17 protein-coding genes are annotated in these 17,749 nt (G+C 70.7%); 8 read left to right on the top strand and 9 right to left on the bottom strand.

All coding sequences use genetic code 11. The features are described 5' to 3' along the window. Positions 1 to 97 precede the first annotated feature (97 nt). From argG to ACIPSE_RS05125, 3 genes are all read left to right on the top strand, one after another. Positions 98 to 1,552 (top strand): argininosuccinate synthase, encoded by a 1,455-nt coding sequence (gene argG, locus ACIPSE_RS05115; protein ID WP_401657485.1) that lies wholly within the window; start codon positions 98 to 100, stop codon positions 1,550 to 1,552. Positions 1,553 to 1,756: 204 nt separating this feature from the next. Next, complete coding sequence (locus ACIPSE_RS05120; protein WP_401657487.1) at positions 1,757 to 2,362, top strand: DUF6232 family protein; 606 nt, start codon at positions 1,757 to 1,759, stop codon at positions 2,360 to 2,362. Beyond that, positions 2,359 to 2,721: a hypothetical protein gene (locus ACIPSE_RS05125; protein WP_401657489.1), complete on the top strand. Its 363-nt coding sequence runs from the start codon at positions 2,359 to 2,361 to the stop codon at positions 2,719 to 2,721. Before ACIPSE_RS05120 ends, ACIPSE_RS05125 begins: the two co-directional genes overlap by 4 nt. A gap of 32 nt (positions 2,722 to 2,753) precedes the next feature. Here the strand turns inward: ACIPSE_RS05125 and ACIPSE_RS05130 are convergent, their stop codons facing one another. Next, a complete protein-coding gene (locus ACIPSE_RS05130; RefSeq protein ID WP_401657491.1) occupies positions 2,754 to 4,007 on the bottom strand; it encodes a PucR family transcriptional regulator in 1,254 nt (417 codons plus the stop codon). A 91-nt stretch (positions 4,008 to 4,098) separates the two neighbouring features. Here ACIPSE_RS05130 and ACIPSE_RS05135 point away from each other — a divergent pair, with 91 nt between their 5' ends. Both ACIPSE_RS05135 and ACIPSE_RS05140 read left to right on the top strand, forming a co-directional pair. Further along, positions 4,099 to 4,542: a nucleoside deaminase gene (locus tag ACIPSE_RS05135; protein WP_401657493.1), complete on the top strand. Its 444-nt coding sequence runs from the start codon at positions 4,099 to 4,101 to the stop codon at positions 4,540 to 4,542. Next, positions 4,535 to 5,512 (top strand): isopenicillin N synthase family dioxygenase, encoded by a 978-nt coding sequence (locus ACIPSE_RS05140; protein WP_401657495.1) that lies wholly within the window; start codon positions 4,535 to 4,537, stop codon positions 5,510 to 5,512. Before ACIPSE_RS05135 ends, ACIPSE_RS05140 begins: the two co-directional genes overlap by 8 nt. A gap of 19 nt (positions 5,513 to 5,531) precedes the next feature. Here the strand turns inward: ACIPSE_RS05140 and ACIPSE_RS05145 are convergent, their stop codons facing one another. The 8 genes from ACIPSE_RS05145 to hemL form a co-directional block, all read right to left on the bottom strand. Further along, entirely contained in the window at positions 5,532 to 5,933 is a 402-nt protein-coding gene (locus ACIPSE_RS05145) for an SRPBCC domain-containing protein (RefSeq protein ID WP_401657497.1), read from the bottom strand. Positions 5,934 to 5,985: 52 nt separating this feature from the next. Further along, positions 5,986 to 7,089 (bottom strand): c-type cytochrome biogenesis protein CcsB, encoded by a 1,104-nt coding sequence (ccsB, locus tag ACIPSE_RS05150; protein ID WP_401657499.1) that lies wholly within the window; start codon positions 7,087 to 7,089, stop codon positions 5,986 to 5,988. After that, positions 7,086 to 8,834 carry a cytochrome c biogenesis protein ResB gene (locus ACIPSE_RS05155; protein WP_401657501.1) on the bottom strand — a complete coding sequence of 583 codons (1,749 nt, stop codon included), beginning with the start codon at positions 8,832 to 8,834 and terminating at the stop codon, positions 7,086 to 7,088. Before ACIPSE_RS05155 ends, ccsB begins: the two co-directional genes overlap by 4 nt. 4 nt (positions 8,835 to 8,838) lie before the next feature. Continuing rightward, on the bottom strand, positions 8,839 to 9,624 hold the full coding sequence (locus ACIPSE_RS05160) for a cytochrome c biogenesis CcdA family protein (protein ID WP_401657503.1): 786 nt from the start codon (positions 9,622 to 9,624) through the stop codon (positions 8,839 to 8,841). 1 nt (position 9,625) lies between these two features. Further along, positions 9,626 to 10,228, bottom strand: coding sequence for a TlpA family protein disulfide reductase (locus ACIPSE_RS05165; RefSeq protein WP_401657505.1), 603 nt, complete (start codon positions 10,226 to 10,228; stop codon positions 9,626 to 9,628). 77 nt (positions 10,229 to 10,305) lie between these two features. Beyond that, complete coding sequence (locus tag ACIPSE_RS05170) at positions 10,306 to 11,616, bottom strand: polysaccharide deacetylase family protein (RefSeq protein WP_401657507.1); 1,311 nt, start codon at positions 11,614 to 11,616, stop codon at positions 10,306 to 10,308. Positions 11,617 to 11,829: 213 nt separating this feature from the next. Then, complete coding sequence (locus ACIPSE_RS05175) at positions 11,830 to 12,513, bottom strand: histidine phosphatase family protein (RefSeq protein ID WP_401657509.1); 684 nt, start codon at positions 12,511 to 12,513, stop codon at positions 11,830 to 11,832. Beyond that, entirely contained in the window at positions 12,510 to 13,841 is a 1,332-nt protein-coding gene (gene hemL / locus ACIPSE_RS05180; RefSeq protein WP_401657511.1) for a glutamate-1-semialdehyde 2,1-aminomutase, read from the bottom strand. The genes ACIPSE_RS05175 and hemL overlap by 4 nt, the downstream gene beginning before the upstream one ends. 528 nt (positions 13,842 to 14,369) lie before the next feature. Here hemL and ACIPSE_RS05185 point away from each other — a divergent pair. The 3 genes from ACIPSE_RS05185 (at position 14,370) to ACIPSE_RS05195 (ending at position 17,621) form a co-directional block, all read left to right on the top strand. Beyond that, entirely contained in the window at positions 14,370 to 14,807 is a 438-nt protein-coding gene (locus tag ACIPSE_RS05185; RefSeq protein WP_003974483.1) for a hypothetical protein, read from the top strand. 313 nt (positions 14,808 to 15,120) lie between these two features. Next, positions 15,121 to 16,056: a trypsin-like peptidase domain-containing protein gene (locus ACIPSE_RS05190; RefSeq protein WP_401657513.1), complete on the top strand. Its 936-nt coding sequence runs from the start codon at positions 15,121 to 15,123 to the stop codon at positions 16,054 to 16,056. Continuing rightward, the gene (locus ACIPSE_RS05195; RefSeq protein ID WP_401657515.1) at positions 16,053 to 17,621 is read left to right on the top strand and encodes a hypothetical protein; all 1,569 of its coding nucleotides are present in this window, start codon (positions 16,053 to 16,055) and stop codon (positions 17,619 to 17,621) included. The genes ACIPSE_RS05190 and ACIPSE_RS05195 overlap by 4 nt, the downstream gene beginning before the upstream one ends. Positions 17,622 to 17,749 lie beyond the last annotated feature (128 nt).

The raw sequence follows: 17,749 nt of genomic DNA on the forward strand, positions 1-17,749 counted from the left end.
GACGGAGTCCGGAGCGGCGGGGAGAGTGACAGGGACCACTCCGGAGGAAGGCATACAGGGGTTTGCATGACCATGCGTTCCGATGCATAATCTTCCTATGTCCAAGGTCCTCACCTCCCTGCCCGCCGGCGAGCGCGTCGGCATCGCCTTCTCGGGCGGTCTCGACACGTCCGTCGCCGTCGCGTGGATGCGTGACAAGGGCGGCATCCCCTGCACCTACACGGCCGACATCGGCCAGTACGACGAGCCCGACATCGCCTCGGTCCCCGGCCGCGCCAAGGCCTACGGCGCCGAGATCGCGCGTCTGGTCGACTGCCGCGCGGCGCTGGTCGAGGAGGGCCTGGCCGCGCTCACCTGCGGCGCGTTCCACATCCGCTCCGGCGGCCGGGCGTACTTCAACACCACCCCGCTGGGCCGTGCCGTCACCGGCACGCTGCTGGTGCGGGCGATGCTGGAGGACGACGTCCAGATCTGGGGCGACGGCTCGACGTACAAGGGCAACGACATCGAGCGGTTCTACCGCTACGGCCTGCTCGCCAACCCCCACCTGCGGATCTACAAGCCGTGGCTGGACGCGGACTTCGTGACCGAGCTGGGCGGCCGCAAGGAGATGTCGGAGTGGCTGGTCGCCCACGGCCTGCCCTACCGGGACTCGACGGAGAAGGCGTACTCCACCGACGCCAACATCTGGGGCGCCACGCACGAGGCGAAGACGCTGGAGCACCTCGACGTCTCCCTGGAGACCGTCGAGCCGATCATGGGCGTCAAGTTCTGGGACCCGTCGGTCGAGATCGCCACCGAGGACGTCACGATCGGCTTCGACCAGGGCCGTCCCGTCACGATCAACGGCAAGGAGTTCGCGACGGCGGTCGACCTGGTCATGGAGGCCAACGCCATCGGCGGGCGCCACGGCCTGGGCATGTCCGACCAGATCGAGAACCGCATCATCGAGGCGAAGAGCCGCGGCATCTACGAGGCCCCCGGCATGGCCCTGCTGCACGCCGCCTACGAGCGTCTCGTCAACGCCATCCACAACGAGGACACCCTCGCCCAGTACCACATCGAGGGCCGTCGCCTCGGCCGGCTGATGTACGAGGGCCGCTGGCTGGACCCGCAGGCGCTGATGATCCGCGAGTCGCTCCAGCGGTGGGTCGGCGCGGCGATCACGGGCGAGGTCACCCTGCGGCTGCGCCGCGGCGAGGACTACTCGGTCCTGAACACCACGGGCCCGGCGTTCTCGTACCACCCCGACAAGCTCTCCATGGAGCGGACGGCCGACTCGGCGTTCGGCCCGGTGGACCGCATCGGCCAGCTGACCATGCGCAACCTGGACATCGCCGACTCCCGCGCCAAGCTGGAGCAGTACGCGGGCCTCGGCCTCCTCGGCGCCGGCAACCCGGCCATCGGCGCCGCCCAGGCCGCCGCCACCGGCCTCATCGGCACCATGCCCGAACTTCCCGAGGGCGGCGCGGAGGCCATCGCCTCCCGCGGCGAGGTCTCCGACCACGACGAGCTGCTGGACAGCGCGGCGATGGAGTTCGGCACGGACTGACGTCACCGGAGCACCCGTAGCCGGAGCACTCGCAGAGGGCCGGCCCACGCGACCGTGGGCCGGCCCTCTGCGATTCCCTCTCAACTCTCCCCGTCCAACTCTCCCCGTCCGCCTCACAGTTGCTCGCGAATACCGGCTTGCGCCGACCGCCGCGCCAGGTGGTTAATGACGAGAAGTCAGAGACAGCAGAGCTCGGGGGAGCCGATGGAGAGAACACAACCGCCCGCGCCGCCCGCCGTCCCGCCGCCGCCCCCCGTCCCGCCCCGGACACACGGCAGCGTCGAACTGCGCGTCGGCAAGCACCTGTTGTGGGTCGACGGAGCCGCGTACCCGCTGGCCAACGTCACCCGCGTGCACACGTTCACCCTCACGCCCCGGCGCCGGGACGCCACCGTGACCTTCCTCAAGCGGCTGGCGATCATCCTGTCGGTGGCGTTCGCCATGACGATCCTCGGCGGCATCACCAGCCTCGCGAGCGAGGACGCGGCCGGCGGGATCGTCACCGCCGTCTGGCTGGGCGCGCTGGCCGCGCTCGTCTTCAGCGCCGTCGAGCTGATCTCCGTGCTGACGTCGCCCGACAGGTACGTGCTGGCCGTCGAGACGTCCGGCCCGTCCATGGCCATCGTGACCAGCGCCGACCCGCGCGTCCTGGACCAGCTCGTCGGGTCCGTCGTGCACGCCATCGAGAACCCCGAGACCGAGTTCCTCGTCCAGGTGGACCGCCTCATGGTCAACCCCAGGAACTACTACTTCGGCGACAACGTCAACATGTACGGCGGCAGCGGCAACGTAGGAGTGGCGAACCGATGAGCGGCGGCGACAACCACTACTACGGCGACAACGTCAACATCCACGGCGGCACCGGCAACACCGGCATCGTCCACCACCACGGCCCGGCCGCGGACCCGGCGGCGGCCTCCTCCGCCCTCCAGGAAGCGGTCGACGAACTGCGCCTGCTCGTCGAGCAGTTGCGCGGCCAGGTCCCGGAGGCGAGCGCCGAGGCCATCGACGACTCGCTGCCCGCGATCCGTACCGGCGCCGACGCGGTGCCGCAGGACCGCCACCGCGCGCTGATGGCCGTCGCGGGCATCGCGGCGACGATCGGCGCGGTGGGCCAGCCGGTCCTGGAAGCCGTCAACCGCATCCTCGGCCTGCTCGGCAACCCGTAGGCGGCAAGGGGCCGTCGGAGGGTGCGCCGGAGTCAGGCCACCCTCCGCAGCCGGTCCCGTACCTCGCCGCGCACCACCCGGTGCGCACAGGCCGCCGAGAGCAGCTCGCCCAGCAGCTCCGGGTCCCCGATGTCCAGGCCGAGCAACGACTCGATGCGCTCCAGGCGTTGGTAGAGGGACTGACGGCCGATGTGGAGCAGGGCGGCGGTGCGGGTCGGGGAACAGCCGTTGCGCAGATGGGTCTCCAGGGTGCGGACGAGGTCGCTGGCGTGCGCCGACTCCCAGTCGAGCAGGGGGCCGAGGACGTGCTGGACCATGGCCGTCAGACGTTCGCGGTTGGCGTCCACCCCGCCCCGGGTCAGCTCGCGTTCGAGGGCGAGGGCGCGAGAGGAGGTCACCAACGGCCCCTCGGGGGCGCCGGGTTCGGCGGCGGGCACGGTCAGGGCCAGCTCCAGGGTCGTGCGGGCCGCTCGCAGCGTGTCGCTCCAGCGCAGCCAGCCCCCGCCCGCGGCGACCGCGTGCCCGACGGCCACCGTGACCCCGGCCGAGGCCCGCGCGCGGAACGCCTCCTGCACGGCCCGCACCAGGTCCCCCGACCGCCCCGACGGCAGGGACAGCAGCGCCAGCACGTCACCGGGGAACACCGCCCGCAGCGCCGCGGGCCCGCCCAGCGTCCGCACCGCCCGGTCCACGACCGCCGTCTCCCGCGTCCCGTGCACGGACACCCCGACCAGCCGCGCCCCCGGCCCCGGGTGGAACCCGGCGAGCGCCGCCCGCGCCTCCACCTCCGGCTGGTTCAGCGCCGCCCGGTCGGCGAGGTCGGCCAGCAGGGCCGCCGTGTGGTCCCCGCCCCAGGGCCGTACCACCGAGCGCCCGGACAGGCCGCGCGCGACGATCGCCCGGTTGGCGGCCTCGGTGATCCTGACGAACGGCACCACCCGGTGCAGCGCCAGCAGCGGCAGCGCCAGCCGCCGGGCCTCGTCGGTCACCTCGTCCGGCATGGCGGGCAGGGAGCGGCCCACCTCCACGGCCAGCCCGGCCGCGCCCCGCGCCGCCAGCTCCCGGACGTAGCGCCGCCGGGTCTCCTCGTCACCGTGCTCGGCGAGCCCGAACCCGTTGGTGAGCAGCAGTTCGCCGCCGTCGAGGAAGTTGGCGCCCTCGTACACCTCGCTGGAGTGCACCCAGCGCACGGGGCGGTCCAGTCCCCCGGCTCCGGCGAGCAGCTCGGGCTCGGTGGCGCGGACGGGGTCGAGGGCGAGGATCTCGCGGAGGGTGAGAGCGGGCATCGCGCCTCCCGACAGTTCGTCCGGCTGTGAGCTGCCCGGAGAGTACTTTCCGCACGTTGCCCTCGTGTTTCGGCCACAGGAGAGTAAGGACATGGACCTTTTCCGCACGTGGCTCGCGACCGCCGTCGCCGAGGCCCGCACCGGCCTCGGCGAGGGCGGCATCCCCATCGGCGCGGCGCTCTACGGCGCCGACGGCACCCTGCTGGGCGGCGGCCACAACCGGCGCGTCCAGGACGACGACCCCTCCATGCACGCGGAGACGGCGGCGTTCCGCGCGGCGGGGCGGCAGCGGTCGTACCGCGGCACGACCATGGTCACCACCCTCTCCCCCTGCTGGTACTGCTCCGGTCTGGTCCGCCAGTTCGGGATCTCGCGGGTGGTGATCGGCGAGGCGGCCACCTTCCACGGCGGCCACGACTGGCTCGCCGAGCACGGCGTGGAGATCGTCCTGCTGGACGACGCCGAATGCACCGCGCTGATGCGCGACTTCATCGAGAACAACCCGGCACTCTGGAACGAGGACATCGGTGTCTGAACCGCAAACGCAGCCCCGTATCCCCACCGTCGACCTCCGGCCCTGGGTCGAGGGCGGCCCCGAGGCCCGGGCCGCCATCGCCCGGACCGTCGACTCGGCGCTCCAGACCGCCGGGTTCCTGCTGGTCACCGGGCACGGCGTGGACCCCGCCCTGCGGACCGCGATCCGCGACGCCGCACGGGCCTTCTTCCGGCTGCCCGCCGAGGTCAAGGAGCCGTACGCCGTGAAGGTCGGCGGACGCGGCTGGCTCGGCCCGGGCGCGGAGGCCAACGGCTACTCGGAGGGCACCGAGACCCCGCCGGACCTCAAGGAGTCCCTGTCGTTCGCGACGCACGAGCCGTTCGACGACCCGGCCGTGAACGCCGAGTGGTCCGCGCCCAACGTGTGGCCGGACGAGGCCCCTGAGCTGCGCGGGCTCGTCGAGGAGTACCTGGCCCGGATGGAGGACCTGGAGAAGGAGCTGCTGTCGCTGCTGGGCGAGGCGCTCGGCCTCGAACCCGACTTCTTCTCCCGGCACATGGGGCACCCGACGTACGGCTTCAACATCAACTGGTACCCGGGCACGGACGTCGTCGGCGCGCCGGAGCCCGGCCAGTTCCGCATCGGCCCGCACACCGACTTCGGCACGGTCACCATCCTCGACCGCCAAGCCGGCAAGGGCGGCCTCCAGGTGTGGACGGACGAGGGCGGCTGGGAGGACGCACCCTTCGATCCCGACGCGTTCACCATCAACATCGGCGATCTGATGGCCCGCTGGACCGGCGACCGCTGGCGCTCGGGCCGCCACCGCGTCCTGCCCCCGCCCGCCGACGCCCCGGCCGAGGAACTCATGTCCCTCGTCTACTTCGGCGAGTGCACCCCGGGCACCCTCGTGGAGTCGGTCCCGGCCCCGATCGGCCGCGTGGCGTACGAACCGGTCGACTCCCATGTGTACCTGCGCGGTCAGCTGGACTCGATCACGGTGGGCTGAACACGCCGGCCGGCCTCGGTCACGGTGGGCCGAACACGGCGACGAGCCGCTCGAAGCGGGAACGCCAGAGCGGCTCGTCGGCCTGTGCGCCAATGGACTCGTGGGTGAAGCGCAGGACGGTCGCCGCGTCGCCGTCGCGTTCCAGGTGGAAGCGGAGACGGCCGCCGCTCTCCAGCGTGTACTCGGCGACCCGGTCCACGTCCCAGGCGGTGATGCGGCCCCCGCCGCCGTCACCGAGGGTGACCGCGCCGCCGAGGTGGGGTTCCAGGACGTCGACGGTGGTGCACCAGGCGGCGAGCCCCTCCGGGGTGGCCACCGCCGTCCAGACCTCCCCCATGGGCCCGGACAGACGGACCAGGAAGTGGAGGAGGCGCGTGCTGCCGTGGGTCTGGCCGGTGCCCTGCTCGACGGATCCGCTCATGACACCAGCCTGACCCCGGACCGCGCGATCCGCAGCCCGCGTGACGGACGGTTCAGACCCCGGCGTAGGAGTGCTTGCCGGAGACGAAGATGTTCACGCCGTAGTAGTTGAAGAGCCAGCAGCCGAAGGCGATCAGGGCCAGGTAGGCGGCCTTGCGGCCCTTCCAGCCGGCGGTGGCGCGGGCGTGCAGGTAGCAGGCGTAGGCGACCCAGGTGATGAAGGACCAGGTCTCCTTGGGGTCCCAGCCCCAGTAGCGGCCCCAGGCGTCGCCCGCCCAGATCGCGCCCGCGATGATCGTGAACGTCCACAGCGGGAAGACCGCCGCGTTCACGCGGTAGGAGAACTTGTCCAGGGACGACGAGGCGGGCAGCCGCTCCAGGAACGAGGTGGCGAACCGGCCGGGCTTGCCGCCGCCCGCGAGCTTGGCCTCGTAGCTGTCCTTGAAGAGGTACAGCAGGGTGGCGACCGCGCCCACGTAGAAGACGGCACCGCACAGGATCGCGGTGGAGACGTGGATGTACAGCCAGTACGAGTGCAGCGCGGGAACCAACTGGTCGCTCGCGGTGTACAAGACGGTGACGGCGAGGCCGAGGTCGAGGAGGACCGTGGTGATCAGGAACAGGCCCATCCAGCGCACGTTCTTCTTCAGCGCCAGCAGCGTCAGGTACACGCCGACCGCCACCGTGGAGAAGGTGAGGTTGAACTCGTACATGTTGCCCCACGGCGCCCGCTGCACCGACAGCGCCCGCGCCAGCACCCCGGCGAACTCGACGAGGAACGCCAGGACGGTGAGGGACACGGCGATACGGCCGTAGAGGTCGCCCTGCTCGTCACCGCCGTGCGCACCGGGCCCGTCCGGCACGTCCCGCTGCCCGGCAGCCGCCCGCACGACGACCTGCGGGCGCTCCAGTACGGCGGTGGAGCCGCCCTTCTTCACCGTGACCGCGGGTGCCGCCTTGGCGCCGCCCGGCTTGCTGGTGAGCGCCGCCGCGGTACGGCCGATCTTGCTGCGGCTGCCGAAGATCCATTCGGCGATGTACGCGAAGAAGGCCAGTGTGTAGACGGCCATCGCGGAGTAGATCAGCGTGTTGCTGAGGTTCGCGAGATGTTCGTTGGTGGCAACGGCGAGCGTCGTCGTCACGGAAGCGGGGGTCACTGCTGGTCAGCCCCTTCGGCAGGTACGACTGGGGGTTCGGGGGTGTCGGAGGCGTCGGTGGCGCCCCCGTCGGGTTCGGGGTCCGGGTCGGGGGCCCCCGGCGCCTGGTCGTACAGGATCCCGGCGAGGTCGCCGAGTTCCTCGGGCACCTTGGCGGACTCGCTGCGGCCGAGCCCGGCCATCTCGACGACGGTGACGCCGTCGGCGCCCTTCACCGCGCGCACCCACACCCGGCGGCGCTGGATGAACAGGGACCCGGCGAGACCGAAGATGGCGGCGATGGCACCGGCCAGCGCCCAGCCGCTGCCGGGCTGCCGGGTGACCTGGAAGTTCGCCCACTCCACGGTCTTCTCGTAGGTGATGGTGCCGTTGCCGCCGGGGAGCTTCATGGTCTCGCCGGGCTTGAGGTTCTCCCGGACCTGCTCGCCCTCGGCGTCCTTGAAGCCCTTCATATGGGTCTTGTCGAGCTGGTACACGCTCTGCGGGATGCCGGAGTTGACGCCGAGGTCACCGTAGTAGGGCGTGAGGTTCAGGACGGGGTTGTCGAGCGCCGGGAAGGTCGAGACGGTCTCGCTGCCGGCCGTGTACGTCGGCAGGAAGAAGGCCGAGATGCCGAGCTGCTCGCTGACGCCCTTGGCGCTCTTGTAGCCGTCGAGGACCTTGATCACACCGGTGGAGGTGACGTTGGAGTCGAGCGGGAGCAGCGGGACGGCGTCGCTGTAGACGACCTTGCCCGCGCTGTCCTTGACGGTGATCACCGGGGCGTAGCCGTGGGCGGTGAGATAGACCTTGGAGTCGCCGACCTTCAGCGGCTCGTTGACCTTGACGACATGCTTCTCGGCCTTGCCGTACGCGCCGAGGCTGTAGTCGACGGTGGCCTGGAAGGTACGGGCGGTGCCCTTGTTGGGGCCGCTCTTCTCGTAGGTGCCGAGGAAGTCGTCGAGGGTGAAGCTGAACGGCTCCAGCTCGTCCTGGTCGAAGAGGTTGCCGGACTTGAAGTCGTCGTACTGGGTGAGGGTGTTGGAGAAGCCGTCGCCCTCGACGATCAGCTTGTTGCCCTCCATCTTGAAGAGCTGGCCCCAGGCGAAGGCGATCAGCATCACGATGAGCGCGATGTGGAAGGCGAGGTTGCCGACCTCGCGCAGATAGCCCTTCTCGGCGGCGACCGCGTCCCCGACCGGGTGGGCGCGGAAGCGGCGCTTCTTCAGCAGCGCGAGCGCGGCCTCACGGACCTGCTCGGGCTCGGCGCCGGTGCGCCAGGTCGTGTACGCGGGCAGCCGGTTCAGCCGCCGGGGGGCGCCCGGCGGACGGCCGCGGAGCTGGCCGACGAACTGCCAGGTGCGCGGGACGATGCAGCCGATGAGGGAGACGAACAGCAGGATGTAGATGGAGGAGAACCACACCGAGCTGTAGACGTGGAAGAGGCCGAGCTTCTCGTAGACCGGCGCGAGCGTGGTGTGCGCCTTCGCGAAGTCGGCGACCTTCGTCTCGTCGTTGCCGGTCTGCGGGATCAGCGAGCCGGGGATCGCGCACAGGGCCAGCAGCAGGAGCAGCAGCAGCGCGACCCGCATGGAGGTGAGCTGCCGCCAGAACCAGCGGGCCCAGCCGATCAGGCCCAGCGAGGGCATGTTCAGGCTGTCCTCGGGCGCGGTGGAGAGCTGGGAGCCGGCGGCGCCGAGATCCTCGTCACCGGCCGGTCCGGCGGGCCCGGTCCCCTCGGGTGTGTCCGTTGTCGTCTTGCTCATCGCGTCAGATCCCCACAGTGAAGCCGTTGGACCAGACCTGCATCTCCTGCACGATGCGGTCCCATGCGCCGGTGAGCAGCAGTACGCCGGTCGCGATCATCATGGTGCCGCCGATGCGCATCACCCAGACGTAGTGCTTCTTCACCCAGGCGAAGGCGCCGAGCGCCTTGCGGAAGGCTACTGCGGCGAGCACGAAGGGGATGCCCAGACCCAGGCAGTAGGCGACGGTCAGTATGGCGCCGCGGCCGGCGCTGGCCTGTGTCATCGCCAGGGTCTGCACGGAGGCGAGGGTCGGCCCGATGCACGGCGTCCATCCGATGCCGAAGAGCGCGCCGAGCAGCGGGGCGCCGACGAGCCCGCTCGCGGGCCGCCTGTGGAAGCGGAACTCCCGCTGGGTGAGCCAGGGCATGAGCCCCATGAAGAAGACACCCATGAGGATCATCAGGACGCCGAGGATCTTCGACAGGACGTCCTTGTTGTCCTGGAGGTTCTGCCCCCAGAACCCGAACAGGGCTCCGCCGGAGACGAACACCACGGTGAAGCCGAGGACGAACAGCGAGGCCCCGGCGACCATCCGCCCGCGCCGGGCCTCGGCGAGATCGGTGCCGCTGACGCCGGTGACGTACGAGAGATAGCCGGGGACCAGCGGGAGGACGCACGGGGAGAAGAAGGAGACGAGTCCGCCGAGGACGGCGACGGGCAGCGCGAGCAGCAGGGCGCCGTTCATGACGGTGCCGTTCATGACGGTGCCGTTGTACGTGTCCGCCGCGAGCGTGGTGACCGCGCTCACGTCACTTCTCCGCGAGGACGGGCTTGATCATGCCGCGCAGGGTGTCCTCGCCGAGCGCCTGGAGGGCCCGCGCGGCGATCTTCCCGTCCTTGTCGATGACGAGGGTGGAGGGGATGAGCTGCGGGTTGAGCGTGCCCTTCTCGAAGCGGAGCATCTGCTTGCCCGTCGGGTCGTACAGGCTCGGGTAGGTGACCCCGAACTCCTTCTCGAAGTTGATCGCCGAGGTGGTGTTGGTGTCCCGGGTGTTGATGCCGACGAACTCGACGCCCTTGTCCTGGTACTGCTCGTAGACCTTCTGGAGGTTCTCCGCCTCGGCCCGGCAGGGCGAGCACCACGAGCCCCACACGTTGACGACGAGGACCTTGCCCTTGTAGTCGGCGGTGGAGAGCTGCTTGCCGTCGATGGTCTTGCCGGACAGCACGGGCGCGTCGGTCCGCTTGTCCTTCTCGACCGTGGCGATGCCGTTCTTGCCGGTGATGAAGCCGGTGTCACCGCCGCCTCCCTCGGCGCCGCCCGAGCCGCACGCGGACAGCGCGAGCGCGGCGGTCGCGACGGTGGCGGTGAGCAGGACGGCACGACGGCCGGAGCGGGTCGGGGCACTCATGTGAAAAGTTTCGCATGCCCGTTCTGGGGATCTTGCGCACCCCCCTTCTGGGCGCCTTGCGGGCGGAAACCCGCATTTCAGGCGGCGTCCGCCGTCCCTTCCCCGGTCCCGGTCCCGGTCCCGGTCCCGGTGGTGTCCTTGAGGTAGGTGTTCCAGCCGCCGGCCGGGGCCTGTCCGACGTCGAGGGTGCGGAGCTGGTCCAGTACCTCGGGCTTCTGGACGTCCATCCAGTCGGTGAACTGGCGGAAGGAGACGAGGCGGACGTCCTCGCCCGCGTCCTTCTCGGCGGCGATGTGCTGGAGGGCCTGTTCGACGGCGTCCATGTAGATGCCGCCGTTCCACTGTTCGAAGTGGTTGCCGACGAAGAAGGGGGCGCGGTTGGTCTCGTAGGCGCGGCGGAAGCCGGATATGTAGGCGTCGGCGGCCTGCTTGCGCCAGGCCGGGTAGTTGTGGGCGGGGGCGTTGGTGGAGTTGACCGACTGGTTGGCGAGCATGTTGTAGTCCATGGACAGGACCTCGAAGCTGTGCCCGGGGAACGGGATCTGCTGGAGCGGGAGGTCCCACAGGCCTTCCTTCTTCTGCGGCCAGACCTGCCGGCCGCCGGGCGAGGAGGCGTCGTAGCGCCAGCCGAGCTCGCGGGCGGTGGGCAGCAGGTTGTCCTGGCCGAGGAGGCAGGGGGTGCGTCCGCCGACGAGTTCCTTGTCGTAGTCGAAGGGGAGCGCCGGGAGGTCGGTCCAGCCGGTGTTGGTCCGCCACTCCTTGACGAAGGACTTGGCCTGCTCGATCTCGCTCTTCCACTGCTGGGGCGTCCAGTTGCCGACGCTGCCGTGTCCGGCGCAGAAGTGGCCGTTGAAGTGGGTGCCTATCTCGTGGCCTTCGAGCCAGGCGCGGCGGACGTTGGTCAGTGTGGCCTTGACGTGCTCGTCGGTGAGGTAGCCGATGTCGGAGGCGCCGACGGGGTTGTTGGGCGGGGTGTAGAGCCGTTTCTTCGACTCGGGCAGGAGATACAGCCCGGACAGGAAGAACGTCATGTGGGCGCCGTGTTCCTTGGCGAGGTCCAGGAAGCGCGGGAAGAGCCCGTTGCCGACCTCGCCCGCCCCGTCCCAGGAGAAGACGACGAACTGCGGCGGCGTCTGCCCCGGCTCCAGCGGCTCGGGCCGGGCGGGCTGGCCGGGCTGCTTGCCGGTGTAGGAGGTGGAACCGTCACCGAGAGGGCGCACGGGGTGACCCGTGGGGCTCGCCGAGGAACCGGCTTTGTCACCGGGTGTGGAACCTCCGGCCCGGCTCGGCCCGTCCGACGAGGTGAGGGTGCCGCATCCCGCGAGTCCGAGGGCGGCGGCACCTCCCGCGCCGAGTCCGAGTGCTCCCCTTCGGGTGAGAGTGCGCATGGCATCCCCGTTCCGTCACGTCCTGCGAATGGTCACCCATTCAGAGGACTTGACGGACGGGGAGGTTCCTAGCGATCGCACAGATTCGGTCACATATGTCACGAGCGGGTATCAACCCGCCCGCGGAGCGGCGCATGACCCTGCACGCACCCGCCGGTGAGCCTCCGAGCCTCCCCGCGACCCGCCCGTGAACGCGCCGGTGAACCAGGGGTGTTACGCCCCGAAGGCCTTGTCCTGGCCCTTGACCGGCTTGGCCCCGGCCCGCAGATGCGCGGGCACCAGGTCGATCGCGGGCTCGGAGTAGCCGACGGACACGATCGTGTCGCCCTGGTACGTGAAGCTGGTCAGCGAGGCGAGCGTGCACTGCCGGCGGCGCGGGTCGTGCCATAGCCGCCGCCGCTCGACGTAGGAGCGCACGATCCAGATCGGCAGCTGATGGCTGACGAGCACGGCCTCGTGGCCCCGGGCGGCGTCCTTCGCGGCGTCGAGCGCGCCCTTCATCCGGACGACCTGGTCGACGTACGGCTCGCCCCAGGACGGCTTGAACGGGTTGACCAGGTGCTTCCAGTTCTCGGGCCGCTTCAGGGCGCCGTCGCCGACGCCGAAGGTCTTGCCCTGGAAGACGTTGTCGGCCTCGATGAGCCGCCCGTCGCTCGCCAGGTCCAGCCCGTGCGCCTTGGCGATGGGCGTCGCCGTCTCCTGCGCCCGCTCCAGCGGCGAGGCGCACACGTACGTCACGTCGCGCGGGGCGAGGTGCTCGGCGACGCGGTCGGCCATCTGCCGGCCCAGTTCGGAGAGGTGGTACCCGGGGAGCCGCCCGTAGAGCACTCCGTCGGGGTTGGCGACCTCGCCGTGCCGCATGAGGTGGACGACGGTGATGTCGGGGTTGCTGGTCATGCTGCCGTGGCCTCCGCTGCCGCACGGGCCGCCGCCGGAAGGGCGTCGGCGATCTTCTGCACCGCCTGGTCGTCGTGGGCGGTGGACACGAACCACGACTCGAAGGACGACGGCGGCAGATAGACGCCGTGCGCGAGGAGCGAGTGGAAGAAGGCGGTGAAGCGGAACGACTCCTGCTTCTTGGCGTCCTCGTAGTCGCGCACCGGACGGTCGGTGAAGAACACGGAGAACATGTTGGACGCGTTCTGGACGGTGTGCGCGACGCCTTCCTTGGCGAGCGCCTCGGAGACGAGCCCCTGGAGGGTCGCGGAGACCGCGTCGACCTTGGCGTAGGCGGCGTCGTCGAGCAGGCGCAGCTGGGCGAGGCCCGCGGCGGTGGCGACCGGGTTACCGGAGAGAGTGCCGGCCTGGTAGACGGGGCCGGCGGGCGCGAGGTGCGCCATGACGTCGGCACGGCCGCCGAAGGCCGCGGCCGGGAAGCCGCCGCCCATGACCTTGCCGAAGGTCATCAGGTCGGGCCGCACCCCGTCGATGCCGTACCAGCCGGCGCGGCTGGTACGGAACCCGGTCATGACCTCGTCGGAGATGTAGAGAGCCCCGTTGGCGGCGCAGGCGTCCTTGAGTCCCTGGTTGAAGCCGGGCAGCGGCGGCACGACACCCATGTTGCCGGGCGAGGCCTCGGTGATCACACAGGCGATCTCGCCGGGGTGCCGGTGGAAGGCCTCCTGCACGGCTTCGAGGTCGTTGTACGGCAGGACGATGGTGTCGCCGGCCTGGGCACCGGTGACGCCGGGGGTGTCGGGCAGCGCGAAGGTGGCGACCCCGGACCCCGCGGCGGCGAGGAGCGAGTCGACATGGCCGTGGTAGCACCCGGCGAACTTGACGACCTTGGTACGCCGGGTGAACCCGCGGGCGAGGCGGATGGCCGACATGGTCGCCTCGGTGCCGCTGGAGACGAGCCGGACCTGCTCCAGCGGGGCGATGCGGGCGACCATCTCCTCGGCGAGGGCGACCTCTCCCTCGCCGGGCGTGCCGAAGGAGGTGCCCCGGGAGACGGCGTCCTGGACGGCCGCGATCACCTCCGGGTGGGAGTGCCCGAGGATCATGGGGCCCCAGGAGCAGACGAGGTCGACGTACTCGCGCCCGTCGGCGTCGGTCAGATACGCGCCCTTGCCCGACACCATGAACCGGGGCGTGCCGCCCACGGCACGGAAGGCGCGCACCGGGGAGTTCACGCCGCCCGGTGTGACAGTGGCCGCACGGTCGAACAGTGCCTGCGAGGCGGGCGCATCGTACGGATACGGCGATGTATTAGGCGTTTCGCTCATGACCTGCGACTTCTCCGACTTCTCGGACTCCGGTTGCCGACGTTCCTCCTCAGGGTAGGCCAGGCTCCCCGGCCCACCGCGGCCCGCTGTCCACCGCCATCTGCGAAACTGAATCCTGACCGGCTTCTGACTGGCTTCTGATACACACAGGTCGTACGACCCTCGGGGTGCCCTGGCGGTCGGTGCCCGTCGAAGGATCCCCGGATCCTGGTGAGCATCCCGCGGACAGGTGTTTCACCGCACGTTTCGGCGGGCGGCCGTGGGGGAGGTCACTGACACGATGATCGGGTTGCGCGGCGGGGGCCACGCGTCCTAGAAAAGCAGTCGGGTGGAGATATGCATCGCGGTGGCGGACTGGGCGAGGGGACTGACGACCTGGGTCCTCGACGTGCCCGGCGGGGAAAGCACCGGCGCGAAGCGGAGGAAGCCGCGGAAACAGCACACGTACCGAGTGAGTCAGAACGGGACGAGCGACGTATCGAACGTCGGATCGACCGGCTGAACCCGGGGAGCAGGAATGGTGGTCGGGTGGGGGTGACGTACAAGTACTTCGGCGCGCCCGACGGCGCGACCGCGGCCCGCGTCCCGATCTCGATGCGCCCCGAGGAACTCGGCGGCGACGAGCTCGGCATGAACGGCATGTTCACCAAGATCAAGCCGGAGACGATGGCCGCGATGGTCCTGACCGGCATAGAGGGCGTCCCCCTGCACAAGGTCCCGCCGCTCGAACTGGTCGTCCTGCACCCGGACTACGCCGTGGTCAAGCTCCCCATGACGGTCGTCGACCCGCTCCGCGGCATCGGCGAGGAGGCCGTCGGCGCGGCGGCGTTCATCTGGTCCACGGTCCCGGACCGGGGCGGCCCGCGGGACGCGTTCAACGTGTACCAGCTGCTCCACGAATGGCAGGACTTCAGCCACCGGTTGCACGAGGCGGGGCATCAGCCTTATTGCCTGGTGTGGCCCTGATCGGCTCTGATCTGGGGTTTCTTGCGGATCGCCGGACGGATCGGGCGAGGTCTTCGGACCTCGCCCTTTTTGCTGCCTGAAAGGGGCTTGCGGGTGCTCGTGCCCCTGGCCATGATTCGCCGGTGCCGCGACCGGTAAAACTCCGGAATACGCACAGCCCGTGTACCGAGCGCCCACGCTTCGTACGCAGGCTCGTTCACGGAGTTGTCCGTCGACGGCTCCGTGCGGGGGAGGGGACCTGTCAGTGGCCAAGGGGGACACCGCTGAGGTGGGGGCCTCAGGAAGAGTCCGCGTTCTGTCATCGCGGGGAGCCGTGCAGGGAGCGGGCATTCTGGTGCTGCCCGGAACGGTGCTGACCTGCGCGCATGTCGTGGCGTCGGCATCGGCTGCCGGCCAGGGTCAGGGACGTCCGGATGCGCCGCCGCCGGGTCCCGTACGGATCGACGTGCCGGGGCACGCGGGCAGCGCGGCGGGTGAGGCCGTCGTCGCGGCGGACGCCTGGTTCCCGGGGCCGCTCGCCGGGGGGTCCGGGGTCGACCTCGCCGTGCTGCACACGGCGTGGACCCCTCCCGACGGCACCACCGTGGCGCGGGCCGGACCGTGCGGCGAACCGGACCGGCGTGAGGTGCACGTGTACGGCTTCCCGGCCGGAGCGCCCGAAGGGCTGTGGTCCAGAGCCAGGCTGGTGGGTCGCGGGGGTCCCCACCGGGACTGGATCCAGCTGGAGGGGATCGGCACCGGCGGCGCGCGCATCGGGCGGGGGTTCAGCGGCGCGGGGGTGTGGGACCCGGTCGCCCGTCACGTCGTCGGCATGATCACCGCGGCGTACACCGACCCGCAGACCAGGGCGGCGTGGATGCTGCCGCTGGAGGCCGCGGCACGCAGGTGGCCGGCCCTGACGGCGGCACTGGAGTCTCCGACATCACCCGGGGAGCGGTCGTCACCCCCCTCGGACCGGGACCAGTTCGCCCTCGCGGACGCCCTCCTGAACATCGCGCTGGTCGAGGAGGACGACGGAGCCACCCTGCGCAGCCTGCTGCCGCCGCGCATACGGCGTTCCGTCCGCACCCATGCCCGGCCCCGGCTCCAGCTCTTCTTCCTCGTCCAGGCCTGCGTCCAGCACCCGGACGGCAGGCGGGCCCTGGTCGAGTCCGTGCGGCTGCTCGACGACGAGTCGCAACCCGCCAGGGCCGTCCTGGACCTCGTCGAGAAGCTCTGGCCGACCGTCCAGGGGGGCGGGTCGTCATGACACACGACCAGAACTCATGGGGACCGCCCAAGATTCTCCTCGACGCACTGGACGCCGTCCCGTCCTTCGAGGAACCGGCGCTGCTGCACGAGTGCGCACGCCATGTGGGCCGGGCACTGGGCATCAGGATCACACTGCCCGAGACCAGCCGCCGCCGCGTCGCGCTGCTGTCCCTGCTGCGTGCCGCGATGCAGTACCCCAATGGCCTCCAAGTGGTGGGTGGGGCGGTCTCGTTGCTGGAGGGGGAGACCCGCGAGATGGCCCGTCTGCGCACGGCCATCGCCCTCGCCGAGGTACCACTCTTCCCGGCGAGCGCATGGGAACAGCTCATGGCTCTCCTCGGCGGCCTGGAAGTGCTCGACATCACGGAGGTGTTCCGCGAGGCCCTGGGCGACCGCCCCGATCCCCTGCCGGCGCACTGCGCGGAACCGTGGTCGGCGGTGCTGCACGCCGCGACCCTCAACGCCCGCCCCGGCCGCCCCCTGCCCTGCGTCCTCCTGGTCGAACACCTCGCGCGGTACGCGAAGGGGCAGCAGCAGCAGGAGTTGCGGGAGTGGGCGGCGGAGTGGCGGGGGCGGCCGGAGGCGTATGCCACTGGAACGGCGGGGACCTCCGACCGGCCTGCGAACGTTGACGGGGGGAGCGTTCGTCAGTCTGACCCAGACTCGGAGGAGTTCGCGCCTCCGCAGGACTCGATGCTCCCCATGCCGTTGCCCGAGATCGACGAGGAGACCGTCTGGGCTCCCTCCACCTGGCTGCTGATCCGGCTGCGTCCCCTGTTCTACTCGGACCACGAGGGCATGCGGCAGCTGACCTACTGGTATCGGAGCGGCAGCGGTTCGCACGCCTATCCGGTCAAGGGCGGCGACGTGGAGGTCGACTTGGCCGACCTGCCCGAACGCGTGAAGTCGCTCATCCAGGAGGCCGAGACCGGGTGGGCCTACGCCTGCACGGAAGACCTCGCCCTGGAGTTCGTCCTGCCGCGGGATCTGATGGATCTACCGGTCGAAACCTGGGCGAAGGAGGCATTCGGGGACGCGGAGGCCACGCTCGGCAAGGACCATCCCGTGGTGCTGCGCAGCCTGGAGAGAGCGGAGGGCCGGGCCACCCATGGACGCTGGATCAGGCGGTGGGACGCCCTGAAGCCCGGCTGCCGCGGCCCGGTCCACTGGTTCCCCGACGAGCACCCCGACCGCCTGCTCTCCGCACCGCACCCCGTCATGGTCGTCCTGAGCGAGCCGCCCGGTGGCCTGAGAGGCGCGAGTGCGGGGGCCAGAGAGCTGGATGCGTCGCTTCGTGCCGGGGTGCCCGTTGTGGTCTGGGATCGCCGTGGGGGCATCGACCCGGGCTTTCGCAGCGAATTGCTCGAACTCGCCTTGGGCAAGGGCATTCACCGGTTACCTGACGAAGTCAGGTCGTTGCGCATAGCGGCCGAAGGCGGGGATGCTGCTGGGGGTGGCTCTTCTCCACTCGGCAGCCACGCGGCACTGCTCTGGGACGACCCTTCCCGCCTTCCGGGCGGGCGGGGAGAGGCGGCGGAGTCTTCCGCGCAGGGGGGAGAGTAGGACGAGATGCTTCCCGAGGACAGCGAGACCGGAAGGACGCGTCCGGCAGAGGACACGCAGGGCTCGTCCACGGAGCAGCACACGCCTGACCCGGAGCCGGAAGGCGCCGCCGGGCCCGGCACCGACGC

The organism is Streptomyces sp. NPDC090106 (genome assembly GCF_044747265.1).
Classification (GTDB): domain Bacteria; phylum Actinomycetota; class Actinomycetes; order Streptomycetales; family Streptomycetaceae; genus Streptomyces.

Excerpts from the sequence above, each read along its gene's own strand:
- argG (WP_401657485.1), top strand. The coding sequence starts at position 98 with ATGTCCAAGGTCCTCACCTCCCTGCCCGCCGGCGAGCGCGTCGGCATC.
- ACIPSE_RS05120 (WP_401657487.1), top strand. The coding sequence starts at position 1,757 with ATGGAGAGAACACAACCGCCCGCGCCGCCCGCCGTCCCGCCGCCGCCC.
- ACIPSE_RS05125 (WP_401657489.1), top strand. The coding sequence starts at position 2,359 with ATGAGCGGCGGCGACAACCACTACTACGGCGACAACGTCAACATCCAC.
- ACIPSE_RS05130 (WP_401657491.1), bottom strand. The coding sequence starts at position 4,007 with ATGCCCGCTCTCACCCTCCGCGAGATCCTCGCCCTCGACCCCGTCCGC.
- ACIPSE_RS05135 (WP_401657493.1), top strand. The coding sequence starts at position 4,099 with ATGGACCTTTTCCGCACGTGGCTCGCGACCGCCGTCGCCGAGGCCCGC.
- ACIPSE_RS05145 (WP_401657497.1), bottom strand. The coding sequence starts at position 5,933 with ATGAGCGGATCCGTCGAGCAGGGCACCGGCCAGACCCACGGCAGCACG.
- ACIPSE_RS05155 (WP_401657501.1), bottom strand. The coding sequence starts at position 8,834 with ATGAGCAAGACGACAACGGACACACCCGAGGGGACCGGGCCCGCCGGA.
- ACIPSE_RS05165 (WP_401657505.1), bottom strand. The coding sequence starts at position 10,228 with ATGAGTGCCCCGACCCGCTCCGGCCGTCGTGCCGTCCTGCTCACCGCC.
- ACIPSE_RS05170 (WP_401657507.1), bottom strand. The coding sequence starts at position 11,616 with ATGCGCACTCTCACCCGAAGGGGAGCACTCGGACTCGGCGCGGGAGGT.
- ACIPSE_RS05175 (WP_401657509.1), bottom strand. The coding sequence starts at position 12,513 with ATGACCAGCAACCCCGACATCACCGTCGTCCACCTCATGCGGCACGGC.
- hemL (WP_401657511.1), bottom strand. The coding sequence starts at position 13,841 with ATGAGCGAAACGCCTAATACATCGCCGTATCCGTACGATGCGCCCGCC.
- ACIPSE_RS05195 (WP_401657515.1), top strand. The coding sequence starts at position 16,053 with ATGACACACGACCAGAACTCATGGGGACCGCCCAAGATTCTCCTCGAC.